The sequence below is a fragment of the Paraburkholderia phymatum genome, from assembly GCF_038900715.1.
Lineage (GTDB): Bacteria > Pseudomonadota > Gammaproteobacteria > Burkholderiales > Burkholderiaceae > Paraburkholderia > Paraburkholderia phymatum_A.
Genome location: NZ_JAYMRZ010000007.1, coordinates 116482 through 143022, shown reverse-complemented (window position 1 = coordinate 143022; position 26541 = coordinate 116482). Strand labels below are relative to the sequence as shown.

Below are 26541 nucleotides of genomic sequence, written 5' to 3'. Positions count from 1 at the left end.
CACAGGAGATGACATGAAAACGACGACGATGACGAAAGCCGCGCTTGCCGCGCTGATGACGACGGCCTTCGCGTGCAGCCACGCGCAGGCGCAAGACGAGAGCGCGACGCTGAAGAAGATCCGCGAAACAGGGGCGATTTCGCTGGGCGTGCGCGAGTCGTCGGTGCCGTTCTCGTACTACGACGAGCAGCAGCACGTGATCGGCTATTCGCAGGCAATCGCGCTGAAGATCGTCGACGAGGTGAAGAAGGAACTCAACCTGCCCGATCTCAAGGTTCGCGAGATTCCCATCACGTCGCAGAACCGCATTCCGCTCGTGCAGAACGGCACGATCGACATCGAATGCGGCTCGACCACGCACACGAAGGAACGCGACAACCAGGTCGCGTTTTCGAACAGCTTCTTCCAGTACGGCGTGCGCATGATCGTGAAGAAGGAGTCGGGCGTGAAGGACTTCGGCGATCTCGCGAACAAGACGGTCGTGACGACGGCGGGCACGTCCGAAGAGCGTCTGCTGCGCCAGATGAACGCGGAGAAGTCGATGAACATGCGCCTCATCAGCGCGAAAGATCACGCCGAATCGTTCCTCAACGTGAAGACGGGGCGCGCCGTCGCGTTCGTGATGGACGATCCGCTGCTGTACGGCGCAAAGGCGAAAGAGGCGAACGCGGACGAGTATTTGATCACGGGCACGTCGCCGATGTCGGAAGTGTATGGCTGCATGTTCCGCAAGGACGACCCCGGCTTCAAGAAACTCGCCGACGGCGTGATCGCGCGCTTGCAAACTTCCGGCGAAGCGGCGAATCTCTATCAGAAGTGGTTCACGCAACCGATTCCGCCGAAGGGCATCAACCTGAAATATCCGTTGTCGGCGGAGATGAAGCAGCTGTTCGCGAAGCCGAACGACCGCGCGCTCGATTGATGCGCATGCGTCGCGGCGTGTCGCGGGCAGATCAACCTGGAGACATGTCGTGACGCAACAGTCGGAAGCACAATCGCAATCGCAAGCACAAGGACAGGCGGCGAAGAAAGTCGCGCTCGTGACGGGCGCGGGCAGCGGCATCGGCAAGGCGACGGCGCGCAAGCTGCTCGCGAACGGCTACAGCGTCGTGCTGACGGGACGCAGGCAGGCGCCGCTCGATGCGCTCGCCGACGAAGCCCGCGAGCGCGGCGAGGACGCGTTCGCGGTTGCATGTGACGTGACGGACGCGGCGAGCGTCGCGTCGCTCTTCGATGCGATCCGGCTGCGCTATGGCCGGCTCGACGTGCTGTTCAACAATGCGGGCCGCAATGCGCCGCCCGTCGAGATCGACCAGATCGAACTCGACGACTGGCGCTCCGTCGTCGATACGAATCTGACGGGCGTGTTTCTCTGCACGCGCGCGGCGTTCGCGATGATGAAGGCGCAGACGCCGCAGGGCGGCCGCATCATCAATAACGGCTCGATCTCCGCGCATGCGCCGCGGCCGTTGAGCATCGCCTATACGGCGACCAAGCACGCGGTCACGGGGCTCACGAAGTCGGTGTCGCTCGACGGCCGGCCTTACGACATCGTCTGCGGACAGATCGACATCGGCAATGCCGCGACGGAGATGGCCGAGCGGATGGCGCGCGGCGTGCCGCAGGCGAATGGCACGATCGCCGTCGAGCCGCTGATGGACGTCGAATATGTCGCCGATGCCGTGCTGCATATGGCGAATTTGCCGCTGTCGGCGAACGTGCAGTTCATGACGATCATGGCGAGCAAGATGCCGTTCGTCGGGCGCGGATGACGCACGCTTACGGCAAGTCGGCGCATGACACGGCGCGTGTGCACCACGTAACGATATCGACGTGACACAGCGCCGTCGCGTCGCCCGACTTATACTGGACGCTCTCCCAAACGCTGGAAGTGGATGTGACTGCAGACAAGGCCGCGCGCCAGCCGGCCGACGACGATCCGCGCCCCACGCCACCGACGCGGCCCGATCCCGACGAGTGCTGTCATAGCGGCTGCGATACGTGCATTTTCGATCTGTACGAAGACGAGTTCACGCGGTATCGCGCGGCACTGGACGCGTGGGAGGCGCGGCATGCGCAGCCTTCCGCGCCCGAGTCGGTGTCTTCGCCCACGAACAAGCCGCGCAAGCCGCAAAAGTCGCGTGCAAAGCGTTGAGCCTGCCGCACGTCCACATCAGAACATCGTCCCGCCCAACTTCATGACCGACTCATGGAAGACCCGCCGCCTCCGCTGATCGAACCCCAGGCGCTCGCCGCGCTGCAAGATTTCGTCGAACGCCATCCACGGCTTTTCGTGCTGACGGGCGCGGGCATCAGCATCGATTCCGGCATCCCCGGCTATCGCGACGAAAACGGCGAATGGAAGCGTTCGCCGCCCATCACACTGCAGGAATTTCTCGGCTCGGTCGCGTCGCGTCAGCGGTACTGGGCGCGCAGCACGGTCGGCTGGCCCGTCGTCGCGCAGGCCCAGCCGAACGCCGCGCATCGCGCGCTCGCGCGGCTCGAAGCCGCGAGGCACGTGCGCGCGCTCGTCACGCAGAACGTCGACGGCCTGCATCAGCGCGCGGGCAGCAGCGAGGTGATCGAGCTGCACGGCAGCATCGGCGCCGTGGCGTGTCTCGATTGCGGCGCGCAGCATACGCGCGCGTCGATCCAGCAGAGGCTCATCGACGAGAATCCCGCGCTGCTCGATGTGATCGCCGAACCTGCCGCCGATGGCGACGCGCATCTCGAATGGCATGACCTCGGCGCGTTTCGCGTGCCCACGTGCCCCGATTGCGGCGGCCTGTTGAAGCCGGCCGTCGTGTTCTTCGGCGAGAGCGTGCCCAAGCCGCGCGTCGAAGCCGCGACGCATGCGCTGGAGGCCGCCGATGCCGTGCTCGTCGTCGGCTCGTCGTTGATGGTGTATTCGGGCTATCGTTTCTGCGTGTGGGCGCAGAAGATGGGCAAGCCGATCGCCGCGATCAATCTCGGGCGCACGCGTGCCGATCCGTTGCTGTCGCTGAAAGTGCAGGCGCCGTGCGGCGATGCGCTCGCGGCGCTGTCGGCGAGTCTTGCAGCGGGCCGACGAACCGGAACCGGCGTGGACGATTTCCGATGAGACTTTCGATGCGCTCGCGTATGATCGCGGCCTCGCGTAACGAATGCATACCTGTCCGTAACGGCTCACGATGGACTGAACCACGATGACCACGCCTGATCTCAACGCGCGTCAACACGCGCCCGCCGCCGAGCACAACCGCGAGCCGATCCTCGCCGTGCTCGAACGCGTGCTGCCCGCTGCGGGCACCGTGCTCGAAATCGCGAGCGGCACGGGCCAGCATGCGATCCACTTCGCCGCGGCGCTGCCGCAACTCGTCTGGCAGCCTAGCGATCCCGACGACGGCGCGCGCGCATCGATTGCCGCGTGGACGGCGGCGAGCGGTCTGTCCAACGTGCGCGCGCCGCTCGCGCTCGATGTGCGCGATGCCCAATGGGGCATCGATGCCGCCGACGCGATCGTCTGCATCAACATGATCCATATTTCGCCGTGGGCATCGGCGCAGGCGCTGATCGACGGCGCTGGGCGGCTCATCGGCCCAGGCGGCGTGCTCTATCTGTACGGGCCGTACCGGCGCGGCGGCGCGCATACGGCGCCGAGCAACGCGGCATTCGACGAGCAGTTGAGGAGCCGCGATCCGGCATGGGGTGTGCGCAACATGGAGGACGTCGTCGCGCTCGCGGACGCGGCGGGCTTCGCGTGCGACGAACCGATCGCGATGCCCGCGAACAACTTCAGTCTCGTGTTCCGGAAACGTCGGCCGTCGGCGAAAGTCTGACCATGCAGCCGATGCGCTCCGCCGCGACGCGTTTCGCGGACTAAGCTTGAAACGCGTGCCGCGTGCCGCGTGCCGCGTGCCGCGTGCCAGTGCGCCAGTGCGCCAGTGCGCCAGTGCGCCAGTGCGCCAGTGCGCCAGTGCGCCAGTGCGCCAGTGCGCATCGTGATGACGCGAAGGGAACGACGTCGCCGCGAATACGAGCGCCCTGAACCTTCGAGCAAGCAGCAAGCGGCGGACAGCATCCGGTGAACGGCCATGCGCGCCGTCGATGCGAAAGCGCGTCGAAAGGCGCACGCATCGTCGATGCCGGACAGGGACGAACGCCGGCGGGCGGGGAGCACGCGAGCGTCATCCGGGCATTTCTTTTATCCTTTCATCCTCGACGCCGCGCCTCCTCGATGGCTGGCGCGGCTTCACGACTTACTGGAATCTGGAGAATTCACATGGGCAAACAGGCAATCGGCGTAGTGGGGCTGGCGGTGATGGGCCGGAATCTGGCTCTGAACATCGAAAGCCGCGGTCACGCGGTGTCGGTGTTCAACCGCACCCGCGAGAAAACCGACGAACTGATCGCGGAGTTTCCCGACCGTAAGCTGGTTCCGACCTATACGCTGGAAGAATTCGTCGATTCACTGGAAAAGCCGCGCCGCATCCTGATGATGGTGAAGGCGGGCGAAGGCACCGATGCGACGATTGCCGCGCTGCGTCCGCTGCTGGAAAAGGGCGACATTCTGATCGACGGCGGCAACACGCATTTCACCGACACGATCCGCCGCAACCAGGACCTCGCGAAGTCGGGCCTGCATTTCATCGGCACGGGCGTGTCGGGTGGCGAGGAAGGCGCGCTCAAAGGCCCGTCGATCATGCCGGGCGGGCAGCGCGACGCATACGATCTCGTCGCGCCGATTCTCACCGAAATCGCGGCCAAGGCACCCGACGGCGAGCCGTGCGTCGCGTACATGGGGCCGGACGGCGCGGGCCACTTCGTGAAGATGGTGCACAACGGCATCGAATACGGCGACATGCAGCTGATCGCCGAAAGCTACTCGGTGCTCAAGCAGGTGGCCGGCCTGTCGAACGAAGAGCTGGGCGCCGTCTACACCGAGTGGAACAGCGGCGAGCTGGACAGCTACCTGATCGAAATCACGTCGAAGATTTTCAGCAAGAAGGACGACGAGACGGGCAAGGATCTCGTCGACGTGATCCTCGACCGTGCCGCGCAGAAGGGCACGGGCAAGTGGACGAGCCAGAATGCGCTCGACCTCGGCGCGCCGCTGCCGCTGATCACGGAAGCCGTGTTCGCGCGCGTGTTGTCGTCGCTGAAGGATCAGCGCGTCGCGGCAAGCAAGGTGCTCGAAGGGCCGGCGGCGAAGCCATTCTCCGGCGACCGCGCCGCGTTCATCGAGTCCGTGCGCCGCGCGCTGTATTTCAGCAAGGTGATCTCGTACGCACAGGGCTTCGCGCAACTGCGCGCGGCATCGGAAGAATACAAATGGGATCTGGACTACGGCACGATCGCGAAGATCTTCCGCGCCGGGTGCATCATCCGCGCGCGCTTCCTGCAGAAGATCACGGATGCCTACGCGAAGGACAAGGCGCTCGCGAACCTGCTGCTCGATCCGTATTTCCGCGACATCGCCGCGAACTACCAGAGCGCGCTGCGCGACGTCGTTATCGCCGCGACGACGGCGGGCGTGCCCGTGCCGGCGTTCTCGTCGGCGATCGCGTACTTCGACGGCTACCGCTCGGCGCGTCTGCCCGCGAACCTGGTCCAGGCGCAGCGCGATTTCTTCGGCGCGCATACGTTCGAGCGCGTCGACAAGCCGGGCAGCTTCCACGCGAACTGGTCCTGACGGAACGGCCAGCCGCTTTGCGGCTCGTTTCCGCTTCGCAGACCGGCTGTTTTTGCAACGCCCCGGCGCCCGCGCGGTGTCGGGGCGTTTCTCTTTCTTGCGGCGCGCATGGACCTTCCGGGCGCACGATGCACGATTTTTGAAACACAGTGTTGCGATTCGATGATCTAAAAAACGCATTTCATGCGGATTTCGTCGAATTGTTGCAATTCCGACAATAGAGTTTCGTTAAATAAGGGATTTCCCTAAGTCGTTTGCCTCCTTAAACTTGTCTCAACGCTGAACGAACACGGTGTTCGAAGCGAATCAAAAAACAAGTTCTCGGAGGTTGTCCATGAAAGCCCTGATTTCCGCAGCCGTTCTCGCTGCCGCTGTTGCCGCTCCCGTCGCATCGTTTGCCCAATCGAACCAGCAGCCGCTGACGCGCGCTGAAGTTCGCGCCGATCTGGTCCGTCTGGAAAAGGCCGGCTACGATCCGCTGGCCGATCGCACGGAATACCCGAAGAACATCCAGGCCGCCGAAGCACGCGTCCATGCACAAGACGCCGTCGCGCAAGCCGACACGACCGGCTACGGCGTGCAGACGAACGGCACGTCGCAAGCGTCGACCCGTTCGCTGGCCGATGAAAAAGGTCCGCGCTCGGTGTTCTTCGGCAACTAAGCCAGACTGAACGCTTCAACCGTCGCAAGGCGGTAAAAGAAACGCCGGCCAGGATAGTCCTGGCCGGCGTTGTCGCGTCTGGTGCCCTAAGACAAGAGCACGAAGAAAGCACAAAGAGCCGCCGCTCAACGCGGCATATGCGGTATCGCCTCGTTGCTCGCGACGTTCAGCTGATGCACCTGGCGATGCATCTTGTTCAACTGCGCCTGCGCGGCCGTGCGCTGCGCTTCGAGTTGCGCGACGTCCTTGCGCAACTGATGCTGACGGCTCGTGACGGTCTGATCCTGCGCGGACGTGCGTTGCAGGCTCTGGCGCAGACGCTCGGCCTGCGTCTCGTGTTCGGCGATCAGGCGCTTTAGCTGTTCGTTCTGCGCTTCGAGCTGCAAGCGGCGCGTCTGGCCGTCGGCGAGACGCGTCGCCTGTTCCTGCATGTGGTGAAAGAGCTGCTTCGCCGTGTTCATGTCGCTCGTGGTCAGCACGCGCCACAACTGATCGTCCTGCAACAGCGCGACGAAGTATTTCAATTCCCTTGGATAGAACAGCAGGTTCACCGAATAGTCAAAAGTGCGAAATACGTGAAACACGGTGAGCTCTTCGTTGTCGAGCATGCGCTCGACTTCGGTTGCGTCCGCCAGTTGCACGGCGCGTCCGTTCGGCTGCGTAGGCGCGAGCTGTACGGCATGCAGCGGCGTCACAGGGCGCAACGGCGGATTGACGGACGATGGGCGCGGAGTCGCGGACGGCGTGCTGTCGCTCATCGGTTCCTCGTCGACCTGGGCAGATTGGCTGTGCGGGACGTCGGGCGCTTCGAAGTGAAACTGATGCGCGGCGCCATTGCTGGCCGGCGCGCGACGCATGTGCAGAAGACTTTTCACGATGAATCCTCGATAGGCGGGCGAATTGCCGGACCTCGTCAGGGTTGCGGGCGCATCAATGCAGCGTGCGTTGCGGACGCGCGAGATCGTCGAATAGCGCATGGTCCGGTTCCAGCGCGAAGAGCCACGACTGGTCGTATTCGCTGAGGGTTTCGAGCGCTTGCCGCAACTGCTCGACGGCGACGGCGGGAATCTCGACGCTCGCCTCGACGCCGCTCGACAGCTTGCGCACGCTCGCCAGTTGCACGAGGGCATCGGCGGCTTCGGCGACATCGACGGCGAACACGAGATGCGCATTGAGCAATTCGACCAGCGCGGGCGACGCCGTCATCTCGTCGACGTTCAGTTGCACGGCAAGAAACAAAGCTTTGTTCATCGGACCTCCTCGCTGGCATCGAACCACTGATGGTGGACCGACCGTCTCGCGTATCGCCATGCGCACGCACATTCGTCTGACAGGACACCAGGTTCAGTATAGACGAGCACTTCAGCTATGCAATGGCTTGCGAACCGCATGAAACGGTCGTCTGCGGGATGCGAGCAAGCGGCGTGCACGATGGGGGACGGCCACTATAATGACCCTCCCGACACCGACATCGCGCGAGCAGGTCATGAAAATCGTCCGCAGCAGAACCTTTACCGCTGAGCGTGCGTGGGGCGCGCTCGATATCGCGAACATGAACGGCATCACGACGCGCCTGCACTGGACCGATCAGCCGTACAAGTGGCACGTCAACGATGGCGAAGAAGTGTTCGCGGTGCTCGATGGCCGCGTGGAGATGCGCTATCGCGAAGCGGGCGTCGAGCACTCGACGGTACTGGAGACGGGCGACGTGTTCCATGCATCGATCGGCACCGAGCACGTTGCGCATCCGATCGGCGAGGCGCGCATTCTGGTGATCGAGTCGGAAGGCAGCGTGTGACTGCTCGCCGAACGGCGAAATTGATTGGGATTGCGAACGGACTCAATGCGGACCCGATGCGTCGAGTCGGGCGATCCCGACACGTCGACGTCGGCGGCCGTCATTTTGCAGACCGATGAGCGAGGCATAATACTTGCGCTGCAGATTGCATTTTCGATCCCGCTACACGTTCAAACGACGGCAGGCTTTCGAGAGCCGCTGTCTCACACCGCGTCGAGGGCCACAAAAATGACAGTGAAACGGCAACACGTCGTCACGCAGCTTCTGGTTTCGCTCGCGGCCGCGAGCATGCTCGGCGCGTGCACGACGTATCCGTGGGAAACGACACAGGCGCCGGCGCCCACTTACCGGACGCAGGGCGGCGCAGCGGCCAATGGCGTGCCCGCCGGTTTCTATCGCGTGAATCCCGGCGATACGCTGCAAAGCGTCGCGGGCGCGTTCGGCCAGCATCCGCAGGACGTGGCCACGTGGAACGGGCTGACGCCGTCATCGCCCGTCGCGCCCGGCCAGGTGCTGCGCGTGGGGCCGCCGTCCTTCCCGCAGACCACGCCGGTGCCGACGCCCACGCCATCGACGACACCCGTTCCGCCTCCTGCCGCCGCGCCTGCCGGGCCCGTGCAGGGCGTGCTCGCGTGGCCGTTGCGCGGGCCGATTCTCAAGCCGTTCGTGCAGGGCAGGACCAAGGGCATCGTGATCGGCGGACGTCCGGGCGATCAGGTGAGAGCGGCCGCCGCGGGGCGCGTCGTCTACGCGGGCACGGGCATCGAGGCGTATGGGCCGCTCGTCATCATCAAGCACGACGACACGCTGATCACCGCCTATGGTCAGAACAGCCGGCTGCTCGTGCAGGAAGGCGATGCCGTCGCGCAAGGCCAGCCGATCGGCGAAGTGGGCACGGACAACAACGGCGTGCCGTCGATCCAGTTCGAAGTGCGCAAGGACGGCAAGCCCGTCGATCCGCTCGGGTGGCTGCCGCGATGAGCGCGCGAAAAAACCACGCCGCGCTCATCCAGCGGGCGCGTCTTTATCGGCATCACATCGGATGAATGAACCCATGCGGCGGCGCGCCCGCATCCATCCGCCAGACAACACATCGACAACCGACAGTTGGTCCGCAGCCATCACCCCAGCATGATGAAGTCGGCGCAAGCCCCTTCGCATAAGGCTTCGCGGCGTTATGGCATGGTGCGTGCAGCAAGTGAGCCGAGCACGGTGCCGCTCGCGCTCACCATTCCACATACCGTTGCCGGAGACACATCATGAACACTTTGCTTGTGAAAGATCTGCCCAGGGTCGATGAACTCGATCGCGAAACCGCCAGGAGCGTGCGTGGCGGCATGCTCACGATAAAAGCGCCGGAACCGCCGTCATGGCTCAAGCTCCCTGACGTGACGCTGCCCGCTCACGTGACGCTGCCCTTGCATCCCGTCGTCATGCCGTACGATGGTCCGATGCCGCAGGACCCGCGTCTGCAATGACGCAGGGTTGTCGACGGAGTTGATCCGCAAAATGCAACGAGGCGAGTCCGCAGCGCGGCTCGCCTCGTTGTCGTACGCGTCGTCGAATTCGTTCAAGCGCTCGGGGCCGGTCCACGTCCCATCAACCGCGATGCGAAGCTCATGCTTTGCACAGTCGCTTCGCATCGCGCCGGCAGTGACCTGCACCATGGACCGGCGGCCGATACTGTGTCACAACCGCCTGTCAGCGAACATCAGGATTCTTCGAAAATAACGCGCGAAGTTTCCTGCTCAAGCGATCGCGAGCTGCACGACCTTCACGATGACGAGCGCAACGGCCACCACCAGATAGCCGCGCAACGCGCCCATCCAGATGCGCCGCGACAGCGTCAACACGGGCTTCGGCAGATCGGCGAGCGGCGGCGTGCGCCACGCGTCGCGCTCCGCCTTGCCGACGATGCGAGCGGTCGTAGCGCCCGTCTGCAAGCCGCGTACGCGGCGCAGCGTGGTCGTCGCCGCGAGCACGATCACGGCGAGCAGCGTACCGCCGACGAGAATGTCGATGATCGCGTGTCCGCTGATGTCCGGATACACGACTGACGCCGTCAGCACGATCGACAGCAGCACCAGCGCCCACACCACGGAACCCGTGAACAGGTTCAGCCGCTTCGAGTTGACCCACGGCCCGAGCACGTCGCGATCGTTGCACAGCAGGAGCAGGAACACGGTCGCGCTCGGCAGCAGCACGCCCGCGAGCGTCTGCACGGCTTCCGTCAGCAGGCCGAGCGGGCTGCCCGGAATCAGCACGAGTCCCGCAGCCGCGGCCACGATGCCGAAGTACACGAGATAGAAGCCCTTCGCGTCGCCGACGCCTCGATGCAGCGAGTGACGGATCTTGAACACGTCGCCGATCGCATAGGCCGTCGACAGCGACACAGCCGCCGCGCCGATGATGCACGCGTCGAGCAGCGCAACCGCGAACAGCACGGCGGGCGTGCGGCCCGCATACTTTTCGAGGCCCGCGATGATGCCGCCCGCATCGGAGAACTGACCCAGCTCAGGCTTGCCGCCGAACAGCGCCGCGCTGAACGAGATCATCGCGATTGCGCCGATCAGCACGAACACGATGCCGATCCACAAGTCGGCCTTCTCGTACTTCATGAAGCGCGGCGTGATGCGCTTGTCGATCACGTAGCTCTGCTGGAAGAACAGTTGCCACGGCGCAATCGTGGTGCCGACGATGCCGATCACGAGCAGCATCACATCGGAGAGCTTCGCGTGCGCAGGCCATGCGGGCACGAAGAGGTGATGCGCCATCTGCGAGACGGGCGGATGGATCGTCACGAGCACGGGCACGAGCAGCAGGCTCATCACGCACAGCACGATCGCGAAGCGTTCGAAGCGCTTGAAGTCGCCGGTGCTGACGGCTGCCATCGTCAAGGCCGCCGCGATGCACACGCCCGCAATCTTCGACACGCCGAAGAAGTCGAGCACGAACGTGATGCCGATGAACTCGGTGACGATCGTCAGCGCGTTGAGAATGAACAGATCGATCACGCTGAACGCACCCCAGAACTTGCCGAAGCGCTCGAAGATCAGCCGCGCGTGACCGACGCCCGTGACGGCGCCCAGACGCAGCACCATCTCCTGGTTGACGTACAGCACGGGCACGAGCAGCAGCAGCGTCCACAGCAGCGTGGTGCCGTAGTTCTGTCCGGCTTGCGTGTAGGTGCCGAAGGCGCCCGCGTCGTTATCGCCGACCATCACGATGAGGCCGGGCCCGACGATCGCGAGCAGCGTGCGCAGACGCGCGCCCCAGCTGTTGCGCGGGGCGGTGTCGTGATGCGCGATCGTGCCGAACGCGCCGCGGATGTCGCCGATGTGCGCGTCGTCGAGAACTGCGGTGCGCGTCGGCAGGGCTTGTGGTGGAGTAGCCATTTTTATTCTCCCTTGAACGGATATTGGTCGAATGATTTCCGTTTAAACCGCCGACCGCTTGCTCAGGCGGCCAACGATCTCGTCAAACGCGCGAACAGCCGTCGCGAACACGCGGCGCCGTCGATCTTTCAGCGAAAGGAACGCGTCGTAGTGCGCGCGTGCTTCGCGGGTTTGCGGCAATGTCGAAAGAAGCAGGAAGTGCATGTCGGTTCTCCAGCACGAAGGCTCGTGCATGCGAGGCGGCGAGGGCCGGAGAATCGAAGTGATCGAATGCGCTCGGCTTGCCTGCCTCAGGTCGGTAAAGGCGTATCTGGGTTCGTCGGCTGACTGTCACTGTCGGGCATGGCGGCTCCATTTTCGTTGATGATGCGTTGGCGGCGTCGCGCGACGCCGTGTCATGCGCGGCACATCGGACATACAGGGCACACGATTTCGAACGGCTCGCGGCGAAGTGCGCCGGTTGCGTCGGGACAGGCGCATGCATGCCTGTCCCCGCGCATCGGCACGCGACGCATACGGCGCGGCGGGCATGCAGGGCCAAAGCGGGTGCATGGTCGCCAAACGCCGTTAAACGCCGCGAATCGCCGGCGTACGCGCACATGAGCGCAAGCGCCGCCACGCGAACGCGAGGCCGCAACGGGCGACCGCGATCGTGCGCGAATGCGCTACGCGCCAATGGCGCTAAACAGGATGCACGAGGGATGAAACTGCGACGCGCACCGTCTACCTGCTGGCAAGACGGCGGCTAGATGAGGGAAGCGCGGACGTCTCGCCGGTCAGGCGGCGAATCTGTTCGAAAACGTACTACTGCAACTGTCCAAGGCAACGCCCCTCAAATTGAGATAAGAGAATTTTATGCCCGCTCGGGAAGTCAAGTCAATCTGCTTCCTTAAGCAGAACCGAAATATGTGGGGCAGCGCGCATTCCGAACGGGCCTTGCTGCATGACGGCCGCGCCCGTCTGGCTCCCGTCTGCGCCCGCTTGCGTCGGTTTGCATTCGCCGCTTTGCCCGACCATACTGATTCGGTGTCGCATTCTTCAGGCGGAGCAGATGAGCCACGACGCCACGCAGGATCACGACGATCACCATCACGCGCACGAAGGCAGCGCGCTGCCCGAGATGGATCTGCGCGTGCGCGCGCTCGAATCGTTGCTGGTCGAGAAGGGCTACGTCGATCCGAAAGCGCTCGACGTGCTGATCGAAACGTATGAGACGAAGGTCGGTCCGCGCAACGGCGCGCGCGTGGTCGCGAAGGCATGGCGCGATGCGGACTTCCGCCGCTGGCTGCTCGACGATGCGACGGCGGCCATCGCGTCGCTCGGCTATACGGGGCGGCAGGGCGAGCACATGGTCGCGCTGGAGAATACGCCGCGCGTGCACAACATGGTCGTCTGCACACTGTGCTCGTGCTATCCGTGGCCTGTGCTCGGCTTGCCGCCTGTCTGGTACAAGTCGGCGCCTTACCGCTCGCGCGCCGTGATCGATCCGCGCGGCGTGCTCGAAGAATTCGGCGTCGCGCTGCCGGACGAGACGGAAATCCGCGTGTGGGACTCGACGGCCGAAGTGCGCTATCTCGTGCTGCCGATGTGCCCGCCCGGCACGCAAGCGCTGAGCGACGATGAACTCGCGGATCTCGTCACGCGCGACTCGATGATCGGCACGGGCTTGCCGCGCTCGCCGCACGAAGCCGCAGCGCGCAGCGGAGGACGATCATGAACGGCGCACAGGATCTGGGCGGAATGCAGTCGTTCGGGCCCGTCGTGTCCGAAGCCGACGAGCCGTATTTCCACGCGGACTGGGAACGGCACGTCCTCGCGCTGACGATCGCGATGGGCGCAACGGGCAAATGGAACATCGACATGTCGCGTGCCGCGCGCGAGAGCCTGCCGCCCGCGCAGTATCTGTCGAGCAGCTACTACCAGATCTGGTTCGCCGGCTTGCGCAAGCTGCTGACCAACACGGGCCTCGCGACGCCCGACGAAATCGACAGTGGGCAGTCCCGGCATCCCGCTGCGCCGTTGCCGCGCGTGCTCGCCGCCGATCAGGTCGAGCCGATGCTGTTTCGCGGCAGCCCCGCGTCCCGGCCCACGCCCCAGGCGGCGCGCTTTGCCGTCGGCGACACGGTGCGCACGCGGCTCGTCAACCCATCGACGCATACGCGCCTGCCGCGCTACTGCCGTGGCAAGCGCGGCCAGATCGTCGCCGTGCACGGCGCGCATGTGTTTCCCGATTCGAATGCGCTCGGGCGCGGCGAAGATCCGCAGTGGTTGTACACGGTACGGTTCGACGCCGCCGAACTCTGGGGCCGCGATACGACGGCGGCTTCCGTGTGCGTCGATTGCTGGGAGCCGTATCTGGAAGCGCAGAGCCCGGCATGAGCGCACCGGCTTTCACGTCGACGCCTCGCGCGTTGCTCGACGCGTTGCCCGGCTTGCCGCGCGACGACGCCGGCCCCGTCTTCGCCGCGCCGTGGCAAGCGGCGGCGTTCGCGATGACGCTCGCGCTGCATGAGCGCGGCGTATTCACGTGGACCGAATGGGCCGCGCAACTGGCGGACGCGATCCGCGACGCCCAGGCGCTCGGCGACCCCGATCACGGCGACACGTACTACGCGCACTGGCTCACGGCGCTCGAGCGCATCGCGATGGCAAAGGGCTGCGTGACACGCGACGGGCTGATCGAGCGAAAGAACGCATGGGACGCGGCGGCGCGCCGCACGCCACACGGCCAGCCGATCGAACTCGACTGAACGCCCGCGGCGTACGCACGGCCGACGACGCTCGCGCTTTGGCGAGCGCGAGCCGCCGTCACTGCACGGTCACGTCGTGACGGGGTCCTTGTCGGGGGGGCCTTCGGGACGCTGCGGCTCGTCGTTGTGATGGCCAGGCGACGGCGGCGTGAGGGGATCGCCCTCGGGGTCGCGCGTGGGATCGGCGTGCGGGTCGGGAATCGGACTCGTGTGCATGGCATGACCTCGTGGCAGAAGGTGGCGGACCCTTTCGGTGGCGGACCCCGCGGTGGCGGACCTTGCGGTGGCGGACCACTCGATAGCGGCCTCTTTCGATCGCGGACCCTTTCGTCGGCCCGACTGCCCGTCGGCCCGGTGCGAAGCGTCCTGCTTACATTAGCGTAGGCGATGACGCGCGAGCGTGCTGGCTCGATGGGCGCGGCGCGTGTCCGCGTGTTGCCCGCTGGATCAGTGCCTGTGCCTGCGTTGCCGGTCGACGGTCAGACGCCAGTAGCGCTCGGCAGCGAACACGTCGTCGCAGCCGTGCGGCCCGAACGCGCGCAACTGGCTCTCGTACGCACAGACGGCTTCGCGCTTGAGCAGCGTCTGACGCTCGTGGTCGGGCGCATGATCGGTCGATGGAGTGGCAGGCGTCGCGACGATTCCGCGTTCCGCGAGATCGACGAGCCTTTGCTGCACGAGCCCCGGAATCTGCCGATAGATGGCTTCTTCGTAAGCGAACCACTCGAGATGCGACATGCGCGGCAGGATTTCGCAGCACGCTTCGAACACGAGGCAATGGTCGTCGTGAAAGAGGCCGAGCGGCATCAGCAGCGTGTTCGCCGTCGAGCCGTAGATCGTTTCTTCCAGCGTTGCCGCGAGCTTCGACACGGACGGCGAGTCGTGATACTGCGCGTCGCGAAACGGCAGCCGCACGGGAATCGTCTCGAGCACGGCGAGCGCGTGGTTGTCCTCGATCGTGCGCGCGCGCATCGACTCGTGCGCGCTGGCGAAGCCGGCTTTCCCGTCCCATTCGGTGTGCATGTCCTGTTCGGGCGGCGCGGCGAACACGGTGCAGACGGCGGCGTCGGGATGCGACGCGAGCAGCGCGCCGCATCCGAAGACGGCGTCGTCGAAATGCGGCGACACGATGAACAGACGCGGGCTGGTTTCGCTCATGAGGTCCTGACAGAAGAGTGCGGCGGGTTCGTGGCTGATGCGGCTGGCGCGGTCGGCGGCGTGCCGCGTTGGCTGCGCGGCATGGCGAGAGCTGACGTCATCGTGGACAGCTTAGACCAACGATGCGAAGCCTGCTCGCCCGTTTCGCGGCGCAGCAGCGATTCGCAAGTGGCGTGCCTGGTCGGCGCATGCCTGGGCCGGTTTGCGCCTGTTTGCCCCCGTTCGTGATGGCGGTTCGATGCACGTTCAATGCTCGCTTGTGCCGGCCTGGTGCCCGCTTGCGCTCACACGCGGGCGTCGAAAGCCGGTGATGGGTTGCCTTCCCGTATCCGCTCACCGTGAAGCGCTTGCGGTCCCGAATCTTCTCACCTGAACGCGGGCGGCGCGCGTTCGACAGAAGCGGGCGGACAGGTGGAGCGCGCTACAGGTTGCGCAAGTCTTCGGGGGTATCGATATCGCTCAGCACGCCCGGATCGTCGACGTCGATGCGCGTCACTTCGTGCGTCGCGAAGAGCGCGCGGGCGCCCGTGTCGCCATCGAGCGCGAGCAGCGCGTCGCGATGTTGGACGCCGAAGCCGACGGGGTGCCCGCGTTGTCCGCGATAGTACGGCGCGACGATCGACGCGCCTGTGTCGGCCGCGCGCGCGACGGCTTCGATCGTCGATGCGGCGATGCGCGGCATATCGGCGAGCGCGACGATCCAGCCGTCCGAGTCTTCGCTCGCTTCGACGCCTGCCGCGAGCGTCGCGCCCATGCCGCGCTCGGCGTCTACGGAAAAGATCACGTGACAGCCGGCGTCGTTGAGGGCGCGCGCGAGCATTTCGGAGCCGGGACGCACGACCGCGATCACATGCGGGACGACAAGCAGGAGCCGGTGCGCGGACTCATAGGCGATGGGCGTGCCGTCGGGCAATCGGGCGAGCAGTTTGTTGTGGACGCCTTCCGGATCGAAACGCGATCCATATCCTGCGGCGAGCAGCACGCCGGTGGCGAGCGAAGCATAAGCCATGGGCGGCACCAGAAGGGGGAGTGAACACAGATTGTGCGGCGCAACGGGATGGCAGGCAAGGATTCATTTTTTTGTCGGCGACGGTGGTTGCTCTTTTTTGTGTCTGCAACGCGGGTTGCTTTTGACTTTTTTCGCGGTCATCCGCGATGTGGTTTGCGTCTGCGACGGTTTTTTATTGCGGTGTTTTCGTCTTCGCGTTGGCATCCGCGAGGTGCCTCGCGGCGCGGGCGTTGCCCCTGTGCGGGCCGCGCTCACTTTGTTCGCCGCCGCGCTGCCCGTTTCGGGCGATGTCGAAATGCCAGGCGTTACGGACAGCGCTCTCCGACCCGCATTGAGCTATGCTGTTTTGCCAGAGGTAGAGACAAAACGTACCTCGGGGAACCTGCGATGGGCGGAATCAAAATCGAGGCAAGCGATTACCTTGTTCTGGCGAGCGTGCTTCGCAGACGGACCGTAGAGAGTCTGTCCACGACGCGCGGGGGGGGGGGGGCGATCGAAGTGCACTGCTTTCTGAAATCACGCAACTCATCAAACTGATCGAGCCGGTTGCGTCACACGACATGTATTTCCACACGCATACCGAGCTGGCTCGCATGATGATTTCGGCGGACGATCCCATGTCCGCCCTGGACCACATTGTCGCGTTGCTTGCAAGGTGCGGCGACGTTCCGACGAAACCTCCGCCCCTGAGTCCTTGCGTCGGTTCCGACTCGGAATAGATACCTTCCTTCGTACCTTAGGGCTGGTCAGGCGAGCCAGCGTGCAGTGCAAACCTCAACCCGCGCAGCCCTAAACCCAAATCACCTTATCCAGCGTAATCGGCAAATCCCGCACCCGCACGCCCGTCGCGTGATACACCGCATTGCCGATCGCAGCCACGACGCCAGTAATCCCGATCTCGCCGATCCCACGCGAGCCGAGCGAGTTGATATGCGGATCGGGCTCGTCGAGCACGACCACATCGAGCGCGCCGACATCCGCGTTCACGGGCACATGGTATTCGGCGAGATTCGCGTTGATGAAGCGGCCGTACTGCCTGTCGAGCGTCGTCTCTTCTTCGAGCGCCGCGCCCATGCCCCACACCAGCCCGCCCATCAACTGGCTGCGCGCGGTCTTCACGTTCAGCATCCGCCCGACGTTGTAGACGGCCGTGATCTTCGCCACGCGAATCGTGCCCAGGTCCGCATCGACATGCACTTCCGCGAAAATCGCACCCCACGAATGAAACGAGTAGCGCTGCTTCTCGTCGCCGGGCTTCGTATCGGAGCTCGCTTCGATCGGCTGGCCGCCCGCGCGCGCAAGTATCGCCGCGATGGGGTCGCGCTTAGTCTGGTCCGACTTGCTCATCGCCCAGCCGCCTTGCACCGTCACGTCGCTTGCGGGCAGGCCGTACAGCGGCGAGCCGCGATCCGCGAGCGCCATTGAAACGAGCTTCGCGCGCGCCTGCTCGCACGCGTCGCGCACAGCCGGCGACACGCTCGCGACCGACTGCGAGCCGCCCGACACAGGCGCCTTCGGCAGCGACGAATCGCCCAAGCCGAAGCGGACGTTCTCCGGCGCGATGCCGAGCGCGTCGGATGCCACCTGCGTCATCACCGTGTACGTGCCCGTGCCGATGTCCTGCGTGCCGGAGACGACCGTCGCCGTGCCGTCGGGCAAAATGCGCGCGAGCGCCGACGCCTCGCTGCGGTTCGCGGGATAAGTCGCCGTCCCCATGCCGAGGCCGATCAGCGTATTGCCGTCGCGCATCGAGCGCGGCTGCGGCTTGCGCCGCGACCAGCCGAAACGCTGCGCGCCGATGCTGTAGCACTCGCGCAAGACCTTGCTCGACCACGGCTTGTTTTCCTGCGGATCGACCTCCGCATAGTTCTTCAGACGCAGGGCGACCGGGTCCATCTTCAACTGATACGACAGTTCGTCCATCGCCGTTTCGAGCGCCCACGAACCCGTCGTCTCGCCCGGCGCGCGCATGAAGGTCGGCGTGCCGACGTTCAGCGGCACGAGGCGATGCGTCGTCACCTGGTTCGGCACCGCGTACATCATCCGCGAGACCATGCAGCAGGTCTCCGTCCAGTCTTCGATCATCGACGTGTTCGAAAAGCTGTCGTGCCGCATCGCGGTCAGCGTGCCGTCGTGCTTCGCCGCGATCACCATGCGCTGCTCGGTGTACGGCCTTCCGCCGACGGGGCCGAACATCTGCGGCCGCTCGAGCGCGAGGCGAACGGGACGCCCCGTCTGCTTCGCGGCCATCGCGCACAGCACCACGTGCGACCATGCAGAGCCCTTGCAGCCGAAGCCGCCGCCGACGAACGGCGAGATCACGCGCACATCGTCGGGCTTCATGCCGAGCGTCTTTGCGACGGCCGTCTTTGTGCCCGTGACGCCTTGCGTCGAATCGTAGAGCGTCAGTTGCGGGCCGTCCCACACGGCCATCGTCGCGTGCGGCTCCATCGGGTTGTGATGCTCCATCGGCGTCGTGTAGACGGCGTCGACGCGCACCACGCCCGCCGCGAGCCCCGCGTCGTAGTCGCCGCGCGAGGTGTCCGTCTGACGGCCCTGCGGCTTGTCGGGCGCGTGCCCGTTAGGTTTCGCCTGCGAGAAATCGAGCGTCGCCGGCTGCGCGGCGTATGTGACCTGCAACTGGCGCGCGGCATCCGTCGCATGTTCGAGCGTATCGGCGACGACGACTGCGACCGGCTCGTTGCTGTAGTGGACCTGGTTGTCCTGCAGCAGCGACAGATGGCGTCCCGCAGGCGGCGCGAGCGCGGGGCGCCCGCCATTCGGCAGACGCGGCGCGTTCTGATACGTCATCACGAGCAGCACGCCGGGCAGCGATGCCGCGCGCCCCGTATCGATCGCCTGGATCGTGCCGCGCGGAATCGTGCTCGTGACGAGCACACCATGCGCGAGACGCGCTTCGGGAAACTCGGCCGCATAGCGCGCTTCGCCCGTGACTTTCAGCAGACCGTCGGTGCGGTCCAGTGGATGACCGATCATCGTGCTCATGCAAAACCTCCCACGCGTCCCGCAGCCTGATTCACCGCGCGCACGATCGCGTTTTGCGCGAGCCGCACCTTGAACGCGTTGTCGCGCTGCGGCCTCGCTTCGCTCATCGCGGCGGCTGCCGCGTGCCTGAGCGTTGCATCGGAGAGCGGGTGGCCTGTGATCATCTGCTCGGCGGCATTCGCGCGCCACGGCTTGTGCGCGACGCCGCCCAATGCGATGCGCGCGCTGCGCACCGTGTGGCCGTCCATCTGCAACGCAGCGGCGACCGACACCAGCGCGAACGCGTAGCTCGCGCGGTCGCGCACCTTCAGGTAATGCGCGTGCTCGCTATAGACGGAAGGCGGCAAATCGACGGCCGTGATCAGCTCGCCGGGACGCAGCGTCGTGTCGAGATCGGGGCGTTCGCCCGGCAGCCGGTGAAACTCGCTGAACGGAATCACGCGCTCGCCTTGCGGGCCGCTCACGCGCACGTTCGCATCGAGCGCCGCGAGCGCGACGCTCATGTCCGACGGATTCACGGCGATGCATTGCGCGCTCGCGCCGAGAATCGCATGCATGCGGTTATGGCCGCCGATTGCCGCACAGCCGCTGCCCGGATCGCGCTTATTGCAGGCGGTGAACGCGGTGTCGTAGAAGTACGGGCAGCGCGTGCGCTGCATCAGGTTGCCGCCGACGGTCGCCATATTGCGCAACTGCGCCGATGCGCCCGCGAGCAACGCTTGCGACAGCAACGGATAACGCTCGCGCACCAGCGCATGATTCGCGGCGTCGCTGTTGCGCACGAGCGCGCCGATGCGCAGGCTGCCGTCGGGCAGCGTCGAGATCGTATCGAGCCCTTGTATGCGCGTGATGTCGACGAGCTTCACGGGGCGCGTGACGCCGCCCTTCATCAGGTCGAGCAGATTGGTGCCGCCGCCGATGAACATCGTGCCCGGCTGCTGCGCGGCGCGCACGGCGCCCGCGACGTCGGCGGCGCGTTCGTAGGAGATCGCATCCATCGTGTTCTCCTTTACGCGACTTCGCTCGTCTTGATGACGAACGTGGTGTAGGTATCGCCCGTGCCGCTGCCGACCGTGCCGCGATGCGCGGACTGCACGGCCGCGACGATGTTCACGTAAGCGCCGCAGCGGCAGATGTTGCCGCTCATGCGCTCGCGGATCTCTTCGTCTGTCAGCTGGGACGGGCGGCGCCGTACGTCGGCCGTGACCGTGCTCGCGGCGCCGGCATCGAACTCCGACAGCAGCGCCGTCGCCGAGCAGATTTGCCCCGGCGTGCAGTAGCCGCACTGGAACGCGTCCTGTTCGATGAACGCCCGTTGCACGGGGCTCAGCTTGCCGTTGCTCGCGAGCCCTTCGACCGTCGTGATCGTTTCGCCTTCGTGCATCACGGCCAGCGTGAGGCAGGAGTTGATGCGCCGTCCGTTCGCGAGCACCGTGCATGCGCCGCATTGTCCACGGTCGCAGCCTTTCTTCGTGCCTGTGAGCCCCGCGTATTCGCGCAGCGCGTCGAGCAGCGTCACGCGCGGCTCGAGTTGCATCGTGTAGTCGCGTCCGTTGATGTTGAGCGTCACGGCGCGCGGCGGCACCGTTGCACGCGCAACGGGCTCGGCGGCGGGTGGTGTCTGCGTCTGCGCCTGGGCATAGGGCGCGCCGCCGACTGCGGCGGCGGCCGCCGCCGATTGCAGGAAGCGGCGGCGTGACGAGCTGGAAGGCGCAGCGTCGTGCTCGTCACGATGGGGCGCGTGCGCGTCGTGATGCGAGCACGAACCCGGACAGTCAGTGTGTCTGGACATGATGTTCTGCTTGCTCCAAATAATGTCGGCGCGAAGGGCCGACGCAGAGGTCGATGCAGGCTTGCGCCGCAGCGAAGCCGTTATGGCATTCGACGCAGGCAAAGCCCTTTCAATGAGCAATTTCGATGCCGCGGGCGCGCGGAACACGAAACGACGCGCGACTGCGGCCCGTTCCTCTCACAAACGATGACCTGAGACGCGCTATTCCGCTGCGAAAGAGAAGCGCTGCAAGAGCGGTATGCCCGCGCGTCACGACTTCACGTTGCACTTAACGGCGAACAAAGTAAATGGGTGAGGCGTCTTTCTTGCAGGCTTGAAAGCGAATCTTCATCGATGCATGTCATGCGTGTCGTCGACATGGCGTGCAGATGGCGCGAACATGGCGCGGCCATGGCGATCTTGCCTCGATGGCCTGCTCCTCTCGATCGCCGGTTGAAGCCGGTTGAATTGCTTGCGCGCCCATCTTTTCGCATTGCATCAACTCGCGTGTTCGAAGCAATCCACGCCGCTTCGTTTCTGAAAAGCCAATCCCGCCGTCCGGCATTCGAACGCCGACGCTGATCGAAAGCCGTTCGTTCGCCGCTTCGCGAGCCCGCATCCGATGCATGTCAACGATCTCGCTGTTTCGTCCGCAGCCTTGCTGCGCGGACTTGTGCGCGTGCTTGCTGCACGAATGGCATAGCCATTGCGATGTTGGGCGCGGACCGTCGTCCACGACGATGCGGCGCACCCGGCCTCGCGGCCCTATTCCGGCCGTATCTCGGTCCGCACTACTTCGACTACAGGAGACAAAGACATGGAAGGGCATTCGCAAGTCCAGGTGTTGGGCATCGATGCGGGCGGCACGATGACCGATACCTTCTTCGTGCGCGACGACGGTCGGTTCGTGGTCGGCAAGGCACAGAGCAATCCCGAGGACGAGTCGCTCGCGATCTTCAATTCGTCGCAGGACGCGCTCGCTCACTGGAAGCGCGACGTCGATCAGGTCTACCCCGAGCTGGTCACGTGCGTGTACTCGGGCACGGCGATGCTCAATCGCGTCGTGCAGCGCAAGGGCCTCGAGGTCGGGCTGATGGTGAACAAGGGCTTCGAGCACGTTCACTCGATGGGCCGCGCGATCCAGAGCTACTTGGGCTACGCGCTCGAAGAGCGGATTCACCTGAACACGCACCGCTACGACGAACCGCTCGTGCCGCTGTCGCGCACGCGCGGCGTCACCGAACGCACCGACGTGCAGGGCGAAATCGTCATCCCGCTGCGCGAGGGCGAAGTGCGGCAGGCAACGCGCGAGCTCGTCGAAGCGGGCGCGAAGGCGATCGTGATCTGTCTGCTGCAATCGCACAAGAACGGCGCGAGCGAGCAGCAGGCGCGCGACATCGCGCGCGACGAGCTGAAGGCATTGCGCGCTGAGATCCCCGTGTTCGCATCCGTCGACTACTATCCGCAGCGCAAGGAAAGCCACCGGATGAACACGACGGTGCTCGAAGCCTATGCCGCCGAGCCGTCGCGTCAGACGCTGAAGAAGGTCAGCGACCGCTTCCGCAAGCACGGCGCGAAGTTCGACCTGCGCGTGATGGCTACGCACGGCGGCACGATCAGCTGGAAAGCGAAAGAGCTTGCGCGGACCATCGTGTCGGGACCCATCGGCGGCGTGATCGGCTCGAAGCTGCTCGGCGAGGCGCTCGGCTACGACAACATCGCGTGCTCGGATATCGGCGGCACGTCGTTCGACATGGCGCTGATCACGAAGGGTAAGTTCGCGATCGCCTCCGACCCGGACATGGCGCGCCTCGTCCTGTCGCTGCCGCTCGTCACGATGGATTCGGTCGGTGCGGGCGCGGGCAGCTTCGTGCGGCTGGACCCTTATTCCGGAGCGATCAAGCTCGGGCCGGACAGCGCCGGCTATCGCGTCGGTACCTGCTGGCCGGACAGCGGACTCACGACGGTATCGGTGTCCGACTGTCACGTGGTGCTCGGCTATCTGAACCCGGACAACTTCCTCGGCGGCCAGATCAAGCTCGACGTGAACCGCGCGCGCGAGCACATCAAGGCGCAGGTCGCCGACCCGCTCGGGCTTTCCGTCGAAGACGCGGCGGCCGGCGTGATCGAACTGCTCGACCTTCAGTTGCGTGAGTACCTGCGCTCGAATGTGAGCGCGAAGGGCTACAACCCGACGGAGTTCGTGTGCTTCTCATACGGCGGCGCAGGGCCTGTGCATACGTATGGCTACACGGAAGGCCTCGGCTTCAAGGACGTCGTGGTGCCCGCGTGGGCCGCCGGCTTCTCGGCGTTCGGCTGCGCGTGCGCGGACTTCGAATATCGCTACGACAAGAGCGTCGATCTCGCGCTGCCCCAGCTCGCGTCCGACGACGACAAGACGCAAGCCGCGCAGACGATCCAGAAGGCGTGGGGCGAACTGGCCGCGAAGGTGATCGAGGAATTTCGCATCAACGGATTCGACGAGAAGGACGTGATCTTGCGCCCGGGTTTTCGCATGCAGTACATGGGCCAGCTCAACGACCTCGAAATCGAATCGCCGATTGCGGGCGCATCGACCGCGCAGGACTGGGACCGCATCGTCGAAGCGTTCGAAGACACATACGGGCGTGTGTATGCGAGCGCGGCGCGGTCTCCGGAGCTGGGCTTTTCGGTGACGGGCGCGATCATGCGCGGCATGGTGGTCACGCAAAAGCCCGTGCTGCCCGAAGACCCCGAAGGCGGCCGCACGCCGCCGAAGGAAGCGCGCATCGGCACGCGGCGGCTTTACCGGCACAAGCAATGGCACGACGCCGCGCTGTGGAAGATGGAGTCGCTCAAGCCCGGCAACGAGATCGCGGGGCCCGCGATCATCGAGTCCGATGCGACGACGTTCGTGGTGCCGAAGGGATTCGCGACCACGCTCGACAAGCACCGCCTCTTCCATCTCAGGGAAGTAAGGACGACACAAGGAGACATGCGATGAACATGATGTCCAGCAAGGAAGTCGGCTTTGCCGATCTGCTGAAGAACGGCCAGACGCTCAAGCAGTTCCGCGACGCAATCCTCGCGCGCACCGAACAGACGGGCCACTACAACGGTCTCGAGCGGCTCGAATTGCGCGAGAGCGACCCGATCCGCTACGAGAAGATGTTCTCGAAGCTGCGCGGCGGCCTCGTTCACGCGCGCGAAACCGCGAAGAAAATCGCCGCGAGTCCGATCGTCGAGCAGGAAGGCGAACTGTGCTTCACGCTCTACAACGCGGCGGGCGACTGCGTGCTGACGTCGACGGGGATCATCATTCACGTCGGCACGATGGGCGCGGCGATCAAATACATGATCGAGAACAACTGGGAAGCCAATCCCGGCATCAATCCCGGTGACATGTTCACCAACAACGACTGCTCGATCGGCAACGTGCACCCGTGCGACATCGCGACGATCGTCCCCATCTTCGCGCACGGCAAGCTGGTCGGCTGGGTCGGCGGCGTGACGCACGTGATCGACACGGGCGCCGTGACGCCGGGCTCGATGTCGACGGGCCAGGTGCAGCGTTTCGGCGACGGCTACATGATCACCTGCCGCAAGACGGGCGTGAACGACACGCCGCTGCGCGACTGGCTGCACGAAAGCCAGCGCTCGGTGCGCACGCCGAAGTACTGGATTCTCGACGAGCGCACGCGCATTGCCGGCTGCCACATGATTCGCGGCCTGATCGAAGAAGTGATCGAGGACGAAGGGCTCGACGCGTACGAGAAGTTCGCCTACGAGGTGATCGAGGAAGGGCGCCGTGGCCTGCAGACCCGCATCAAGGCGATGACGCTGCCCGGCAAGTATCGCAAGGTCGCGTTCGTCGATGTGCCGTACAACCATCCCGATGTGCAGACGTCGTCGGCGTTCGCAAAGCTCGACTCGATCATGCACTCGCCCGTCGAAATGGAAATCCGCAAGGACGGCTCGTGGCGTCTCGACTTCGACGGCGCGAGCCGTTGGGGCTGGCACTCGTATAACGCGCATCAGGTCGCGTTCACGAGCGGCATCTGGGTGATGATGACGCAGACGCTGGTGCCCACGCAGCGCATCAACGACGGCGCGTATTACGGCACGGAATTCCATCTGCCCAAGGGCGCATGGATGAACCCCGACGATCGCCGCACGGGACACGCGTACGCATGGCACTTCCTGGTGTCGGGATGGAGCGCGATGTGGCGCGGTCTGTCGCAGGCGTACTTCAGCCGCGGCTATCTCGAGGAAGTGAATGCGGGCAACGCGAATACGTCGAACTGGCTGCAGGGCGGCGGCATCAATCAGGATGGCGACATCCATGCTGTCAACAGCTTTGAGGCGTCGTCGTGCGGAACGGGCGCGTGCGCGATCAAGGACGGCCTTAATCATGCTGCCGCGATCTGGAATCCCGAAGGCGACATGGGCGACATCGAGATCTGGGAAATGGCCGAGCCGTTGCTGTACCTCGGACGCAACGTGAAGGCGAACTCGGGCGGCTACGGCAAGTATCGCGGCGGCTGCGGCTTCGAAACGCTGCGGATGGTCTGGAAGGCGCAGGACTGGACGATGTTCTTCATGGGCAACGGCTACATGAACAGCGACTGGGGGCTGATGGGCGGCTATCCGCCCGCGACCGGCTATCGCTTCGAGGCGCATCGCACGGGACTCAAGGAACGCATCGCACTGAACGAGAGCCTGCCGCTCGGCGGCGATACGAACCCCGAGTTCCCCGACTACGAGAATCACCTGAACGCGGGCGCTGTCATCAAGCGCGACCAGCAGTGCATGACCACGGAGGACTGCTACAGCAACTATGACCTGTATCTGAACTATCTGCGCGGCGGTCCCGGCTTCGGCGATCCGCTCGACCGCGAGATCGAAGCGATCGAGCGCGACCTGAACAACGTGCTGCTGCTGCCGGAATACGCGCAGAAGGTGTACGGCGCGGTCGCGACGAAGGACGCGCACGGCGTATGGAAGGTCGATGCGAAGCAGACGGCGCTGCTGCGCATCGAGATCCGCAACCAGCGCCTTGCGCGCTCGCAGCCCACGCAGGAATGGATGAAGGGCGAACGCGAGCGGATTCTGCTCAAGCATGCGTCGACGCAGGTGCAGCACATGTTCGCGACGAGCTTCGGTCTGTCGAAAAAGTTCGAGCAGCACTTCCGCGCGTTCTGGGAGCTGCCCGATTCGTGGACGCTGACCGAAGACGAACTGGATGTGCCGACCTATGGCTCGAAGTTCCGCATGGACCTGTCGAAGATGCCGGATGTCTGCACCGTCGTGCTCGTCGACGAATGAGCCACGCGATCCAACCGT

At 65.0% G+C, this 26541-nt stretch carries 26 protein-coding genes; 15 read left to right on the top strand and 11 right to left on the bottom strand.

Annotation, left to right across the window (positions count from 1 at the left end):
• The first annotated feature begins 13 nt into the window (after window positions 1-13).
• The 7 genes from VSR68_RS15325 (at window position 14) to VSR68_RS15295 (ending at window position 6332) form a co-directional block, all read left to right on the top strand.
• On the top strand, window positions 14-922 hold the full coding sequence (locus VSR68_RS15325) for a glutamate/aspartate ABC transporter substrate-binding protein (RefSeq protein WP_428983512.1): 909 nt from the start codon (window positions 14-16) through the stop codon (window positions 920-922).
• Between the two features lie 49 nt (window positions 923-971).
• Window positions 972-1772, top strand: coding sequence for an SDR family oxidoreductase (locus tag VSR68_RS15320; protein WP_342940658.1), 801 nt, complete (start codon window positions 972-974; stop codon window positions 1770-1772).
• Between the two features lie 125 nt (window positions 1773-1897).
• Entirely contained in the window at window positions 1898-2155 is a 258-nt protein-coding gene (locus VSR68_RS15315) for an oxidoreductase-like domain-containing protein (RefSeq protein ID WP_342940657.1), read from the top strand.
• 54 nt (window positions 2156-2209) lie between these two features.
• Window positions 2210-3100 (top strand): NAD-dependent protein deacetylase, encoded by an 891-nt coding sequence (locus tag VSR68_RS15310; protein WP_342940656.1) that lies wholly within the window; start codon window positions 2210-2212, stop codon window positions 3098-3100.
• A gap of 85 nt (window positions 3101-3185) precedes the next feature.
• Window positions 3186-3818 carry a DUF938 domain-containing protein gene (locus VSR68_RS15305; protein WP_342940655.1) on the top strand — a complete coding sequence of 211 codons (633 nt, stop codon included), beginning with the start codon at window positions 3186-3188 and terminating at the stop codon, window positions 3816-3818.
• 443 nt (window positions 3819-4261) lie between these two features.
• Window positions 4262-5671, top strand: coding sequence for an NADP-dependent phosphogluconate dehydrogenase (gndA, locus tag VSR68_RS15300; protein WP_342940654.1), 1410 nt, complete (start codon window positions 4262-4264; stop codon window positions 5669-5671).
• A 334-nt stretch (window positions 5672-6005) separates the two neighbouring features.
• Window positions 6006-6332, top strand: a complete 327-nt coding sequence (locus VSR68_RS15295; RefSeq protein WP_342940653.1) for a DUF4148 domain-containing protein — start codon at window positions 6006-6008, stop codon at window positions 6330-6332.
• 125 nt (window positions 6333-6457) lie between these two features.
• Here VSR68_RS15295 and VSR68_RS15290 read toward each other — a convergent pair whose 3' ends face one another.
• Entirely contained in the window at window positions 6458-7207 is a 750-nt protein-coding gene (locus VSR68_RS15290) for a DUF2968 domain-containing protein (RefSeq protein ID WP_342940652.1), read from the bottom strand.
• Window positions 7208-7262: 55 nt separating this feature from the next.
• A complete protein-coding gene (locus VSR68_RS15285) occupies window positions 7263-7583 on the bottom strand; it encodes a hypothetical protein (protein WP_090868059.1) in 321 nt (106 codons plus the stop codon).
• 235 nt (window positions 7584-7818) lie between these two features.
• On the opposite strand from VSR68_RS15285, the gene VSR68_RS15280 reads away from it, so the two are divergent.
• The 3 genes from VSR68_RS15280 to VSR68_RS15270 all read left to right on the top strand — a co-directional run bounded on the left by VSR68_RS15280 (window position 7819) and on the right by VSR68_RS15270 (window position 9608).
• Entirely contained in the window at window positions 7819-8130 is a 312-nt protein-coding gene (locus VSR68_RS15280; RefSeq protein WP_087737378.1) for a cupin domain-containing protein, read from the top strand.
• Between the two features lie 228 nt (window positions 8131-8358).
• Window positions 8359-9111, top strand: a complete 753-nt coding sequence (locus VSR68_RS15275; protein ID WP_342940651.1) for a peptidoglycan DD-metalloendopeptidase family protein — start codon at window positions 8359-8361, stop codon at window positions 9109-9111.
• 278 nt (window positions 9112-9389) lie between these two features.
• Complete coding sequence (locus VSR68_RS15270) at window positions 9390-9608, top strand: hypothetical protein (protein ID WP_342940650.1); 219 nt, start codon at window positions 9390-9392, stop codon at window positions 9606-9608.
• 270 nt (window positions 9609-9878) lie between these two features.
• On the opposite strand, the gene VSR68_RS15265 is transcribed toward VSR68_RS15270, so the two are convergent.
• Window positions 9879-11525, bottom strand: a complete 1647-nt coding sequence (locus VSR68_RS15265) for an NRAMP family divalent metal transporter (RefSeq protein ID WP_342940649.1) — start codon at window positions 11523-11525, stop codon at window positions 9879-9881.
• A 42-nt stretch (window positions 11526-11567) separates the two neighbouring features.
• Window positions 11568-11729 carry a hypothetical protein gene (locus VSR68_RS15260; RefSeq protein WP_342940648.1) on the bottom strand — a complete coding sequence of 54 codons (162 nt, stop codon included), beginning with the start codon at window positions 11727-11729 and terminating at the stop codon, window positions 11568-11570.
• A gap of 847 nt (window positions 11730-12576) precedes the next feature.
• Between VSR68_RS15260 and nthA the strand changes: the two genes are divergently transcribed.
• The 3 genes from nthA to VSR68_RS15245 are packed head-to-tail and all read left to right on the top strand — an operon-like array spanning window position 12577 to window position 14275.
• Complete coding sequence (gene nthA / locus VSR68_RS15255) at window positions 12577-13242, top strand: nitrile hydratase subunit alpha (RefSeq protein WP_342940647.1); 666 nt, start codon at window positions 12577-12579, stop codon at window positions 13240-13242.
• A complete protein-coding gene (gene nthB / locus VSR68_RS15250) occupies window positions 13239-13904 on the top strand; it encodes a nitrile hydratase subunit beta (protein ID WP_342940646.1) in 666 nt (221 codons plus the stop codon). Before nthA ends, nthB begins: the two co-directional genes overlap by 4 nt.
• Entirely contained in the window at window positions 13901-14275 is a 375-nt protein-coding gene (locus VSR68_RS15245; protein ID WP_342940645.1) for a nitrile hydratase accessory protein, read from the top strand. The genes nthB and VSR68_RS15245 overlap by 4 nt, the downstream gene beginning before the upstream one ends.
• Before the next feature lie 69 nt (window positions 14276-14344).
• Here the strand turns inward: VSR68_RS15245 and VSR68_RS15240 are convergent, their stop codons facing one another.
• From VSR68_RS15240 to VSR68_RS15210, 7 genes are all read right to left on the bottom strand, one after another.
• Entirely contained in the window at window positions 14345-14491 is a 147-nt protein-coding gene (locus VSR68_RS15240) for a hypothetical protein (RefSeq protein WP_162849268.1), read from the bottom strand.
• Between the two features lie 231 nt (window positions 14492-14722).
• Window positions 14723-15433, bottom strand: coding sequence for a PIG-L family deacetylase (locus VSR68_RS15235; protein WP_342940644.1), 711 nt, complete (start codon window positions 15431-15433; stop codon window positions 14723-14725).
• 421 nt (window positions 15434-15854) lie between these two features.
• A complete protein-coding gene (locus tag VSR68_RS15230; protein ID WP_342940643.1) occupies window positions 15855-16442 on the bottom strand; it encodes a nucleotidyltransferase family protein in 588 nt (195 codons plus the stop codon).
• A gap of 789 nt (window positions 16443-17231) precedes the next feature.
• A complete protein-coding gene (locus tag VSR68_RS15225) occupies window positions 17232-19448 on the bottom strand; it encodes a xanthine dehydrogenase family protein molybdopterin-binding subunit (protein WP_342940642.1) in 2217 nt (738 codons plus the stop codon).
• Window positions 19445-20446 carry a xanthine dehydrogenase family protein subunit M gene (locus VSR68_RS15220; RefSeq protein ID WP_342940641.1) on the bottom strand — a complete coding sequence of 334 codons (1002 nt, stop codon included), beginning with the start codon at window positions 20444-20446 and terminating at the stop codon, window positions 19445-19447. Before VSR68_RS15220 ends, VSR68_RS15225 begins: the two co-directional genes overlap by 4 nt.
• Window positions 20447-20457: 11 nt before the next feature.
• Complete coding sequence (locus tag VSR68_RS15215; protein ID WP_342940640.1) at window positions 20458-21240, bottom strand: (2Fe-2S)-binding protein; 783 nt, start codon at window positions 21238-21240, stop codon at window positions 20458-20460.
• A gap of 340 nt (window positions 21241-21580) precedes the next feature.
• Window positions 21581-21970, bottom strand: a complete 390-nt coding sequence (locus VSR68_RS15210; RefSeq protein WP_342940639.1) for a hypothetical protein — start codon at window positions 21968-21970, stop codon at window positions 21581-21583.
• Window positions 21971-22036: 66 nt separating this feature from the next.
• Between VSR68_RS15210 and VSR68_RS15205 the strand changes: the two genes are divergently transcribed.
• Entirely contained in the window at window positions 22037-24202 is a 2166-nt protein-coding gene (locus VSR68_RS15205) for a hydantoinase/oxoprolinase family protein (RefSeq protein WP_342940638.1), read from the top strand.
• On the top strand, window positions 24199-26523 hold the full coding sequence (locus VSR68_RS15200) for a hydantoinase B/oxoprolinase family protein (protein WP_342940637.1): 2325 nt from the start codon (window positions 24199-24201) through the stop codon (window positions 26521-26523). The genes VSR68_RS15205 and VSR68_RS15200 overlap by 4 nt, the downstream gene beginning before the upstream one ends.
• The last annotated feature ends 18 nt before the right edge of the window (window positions 26524-26541 follow it).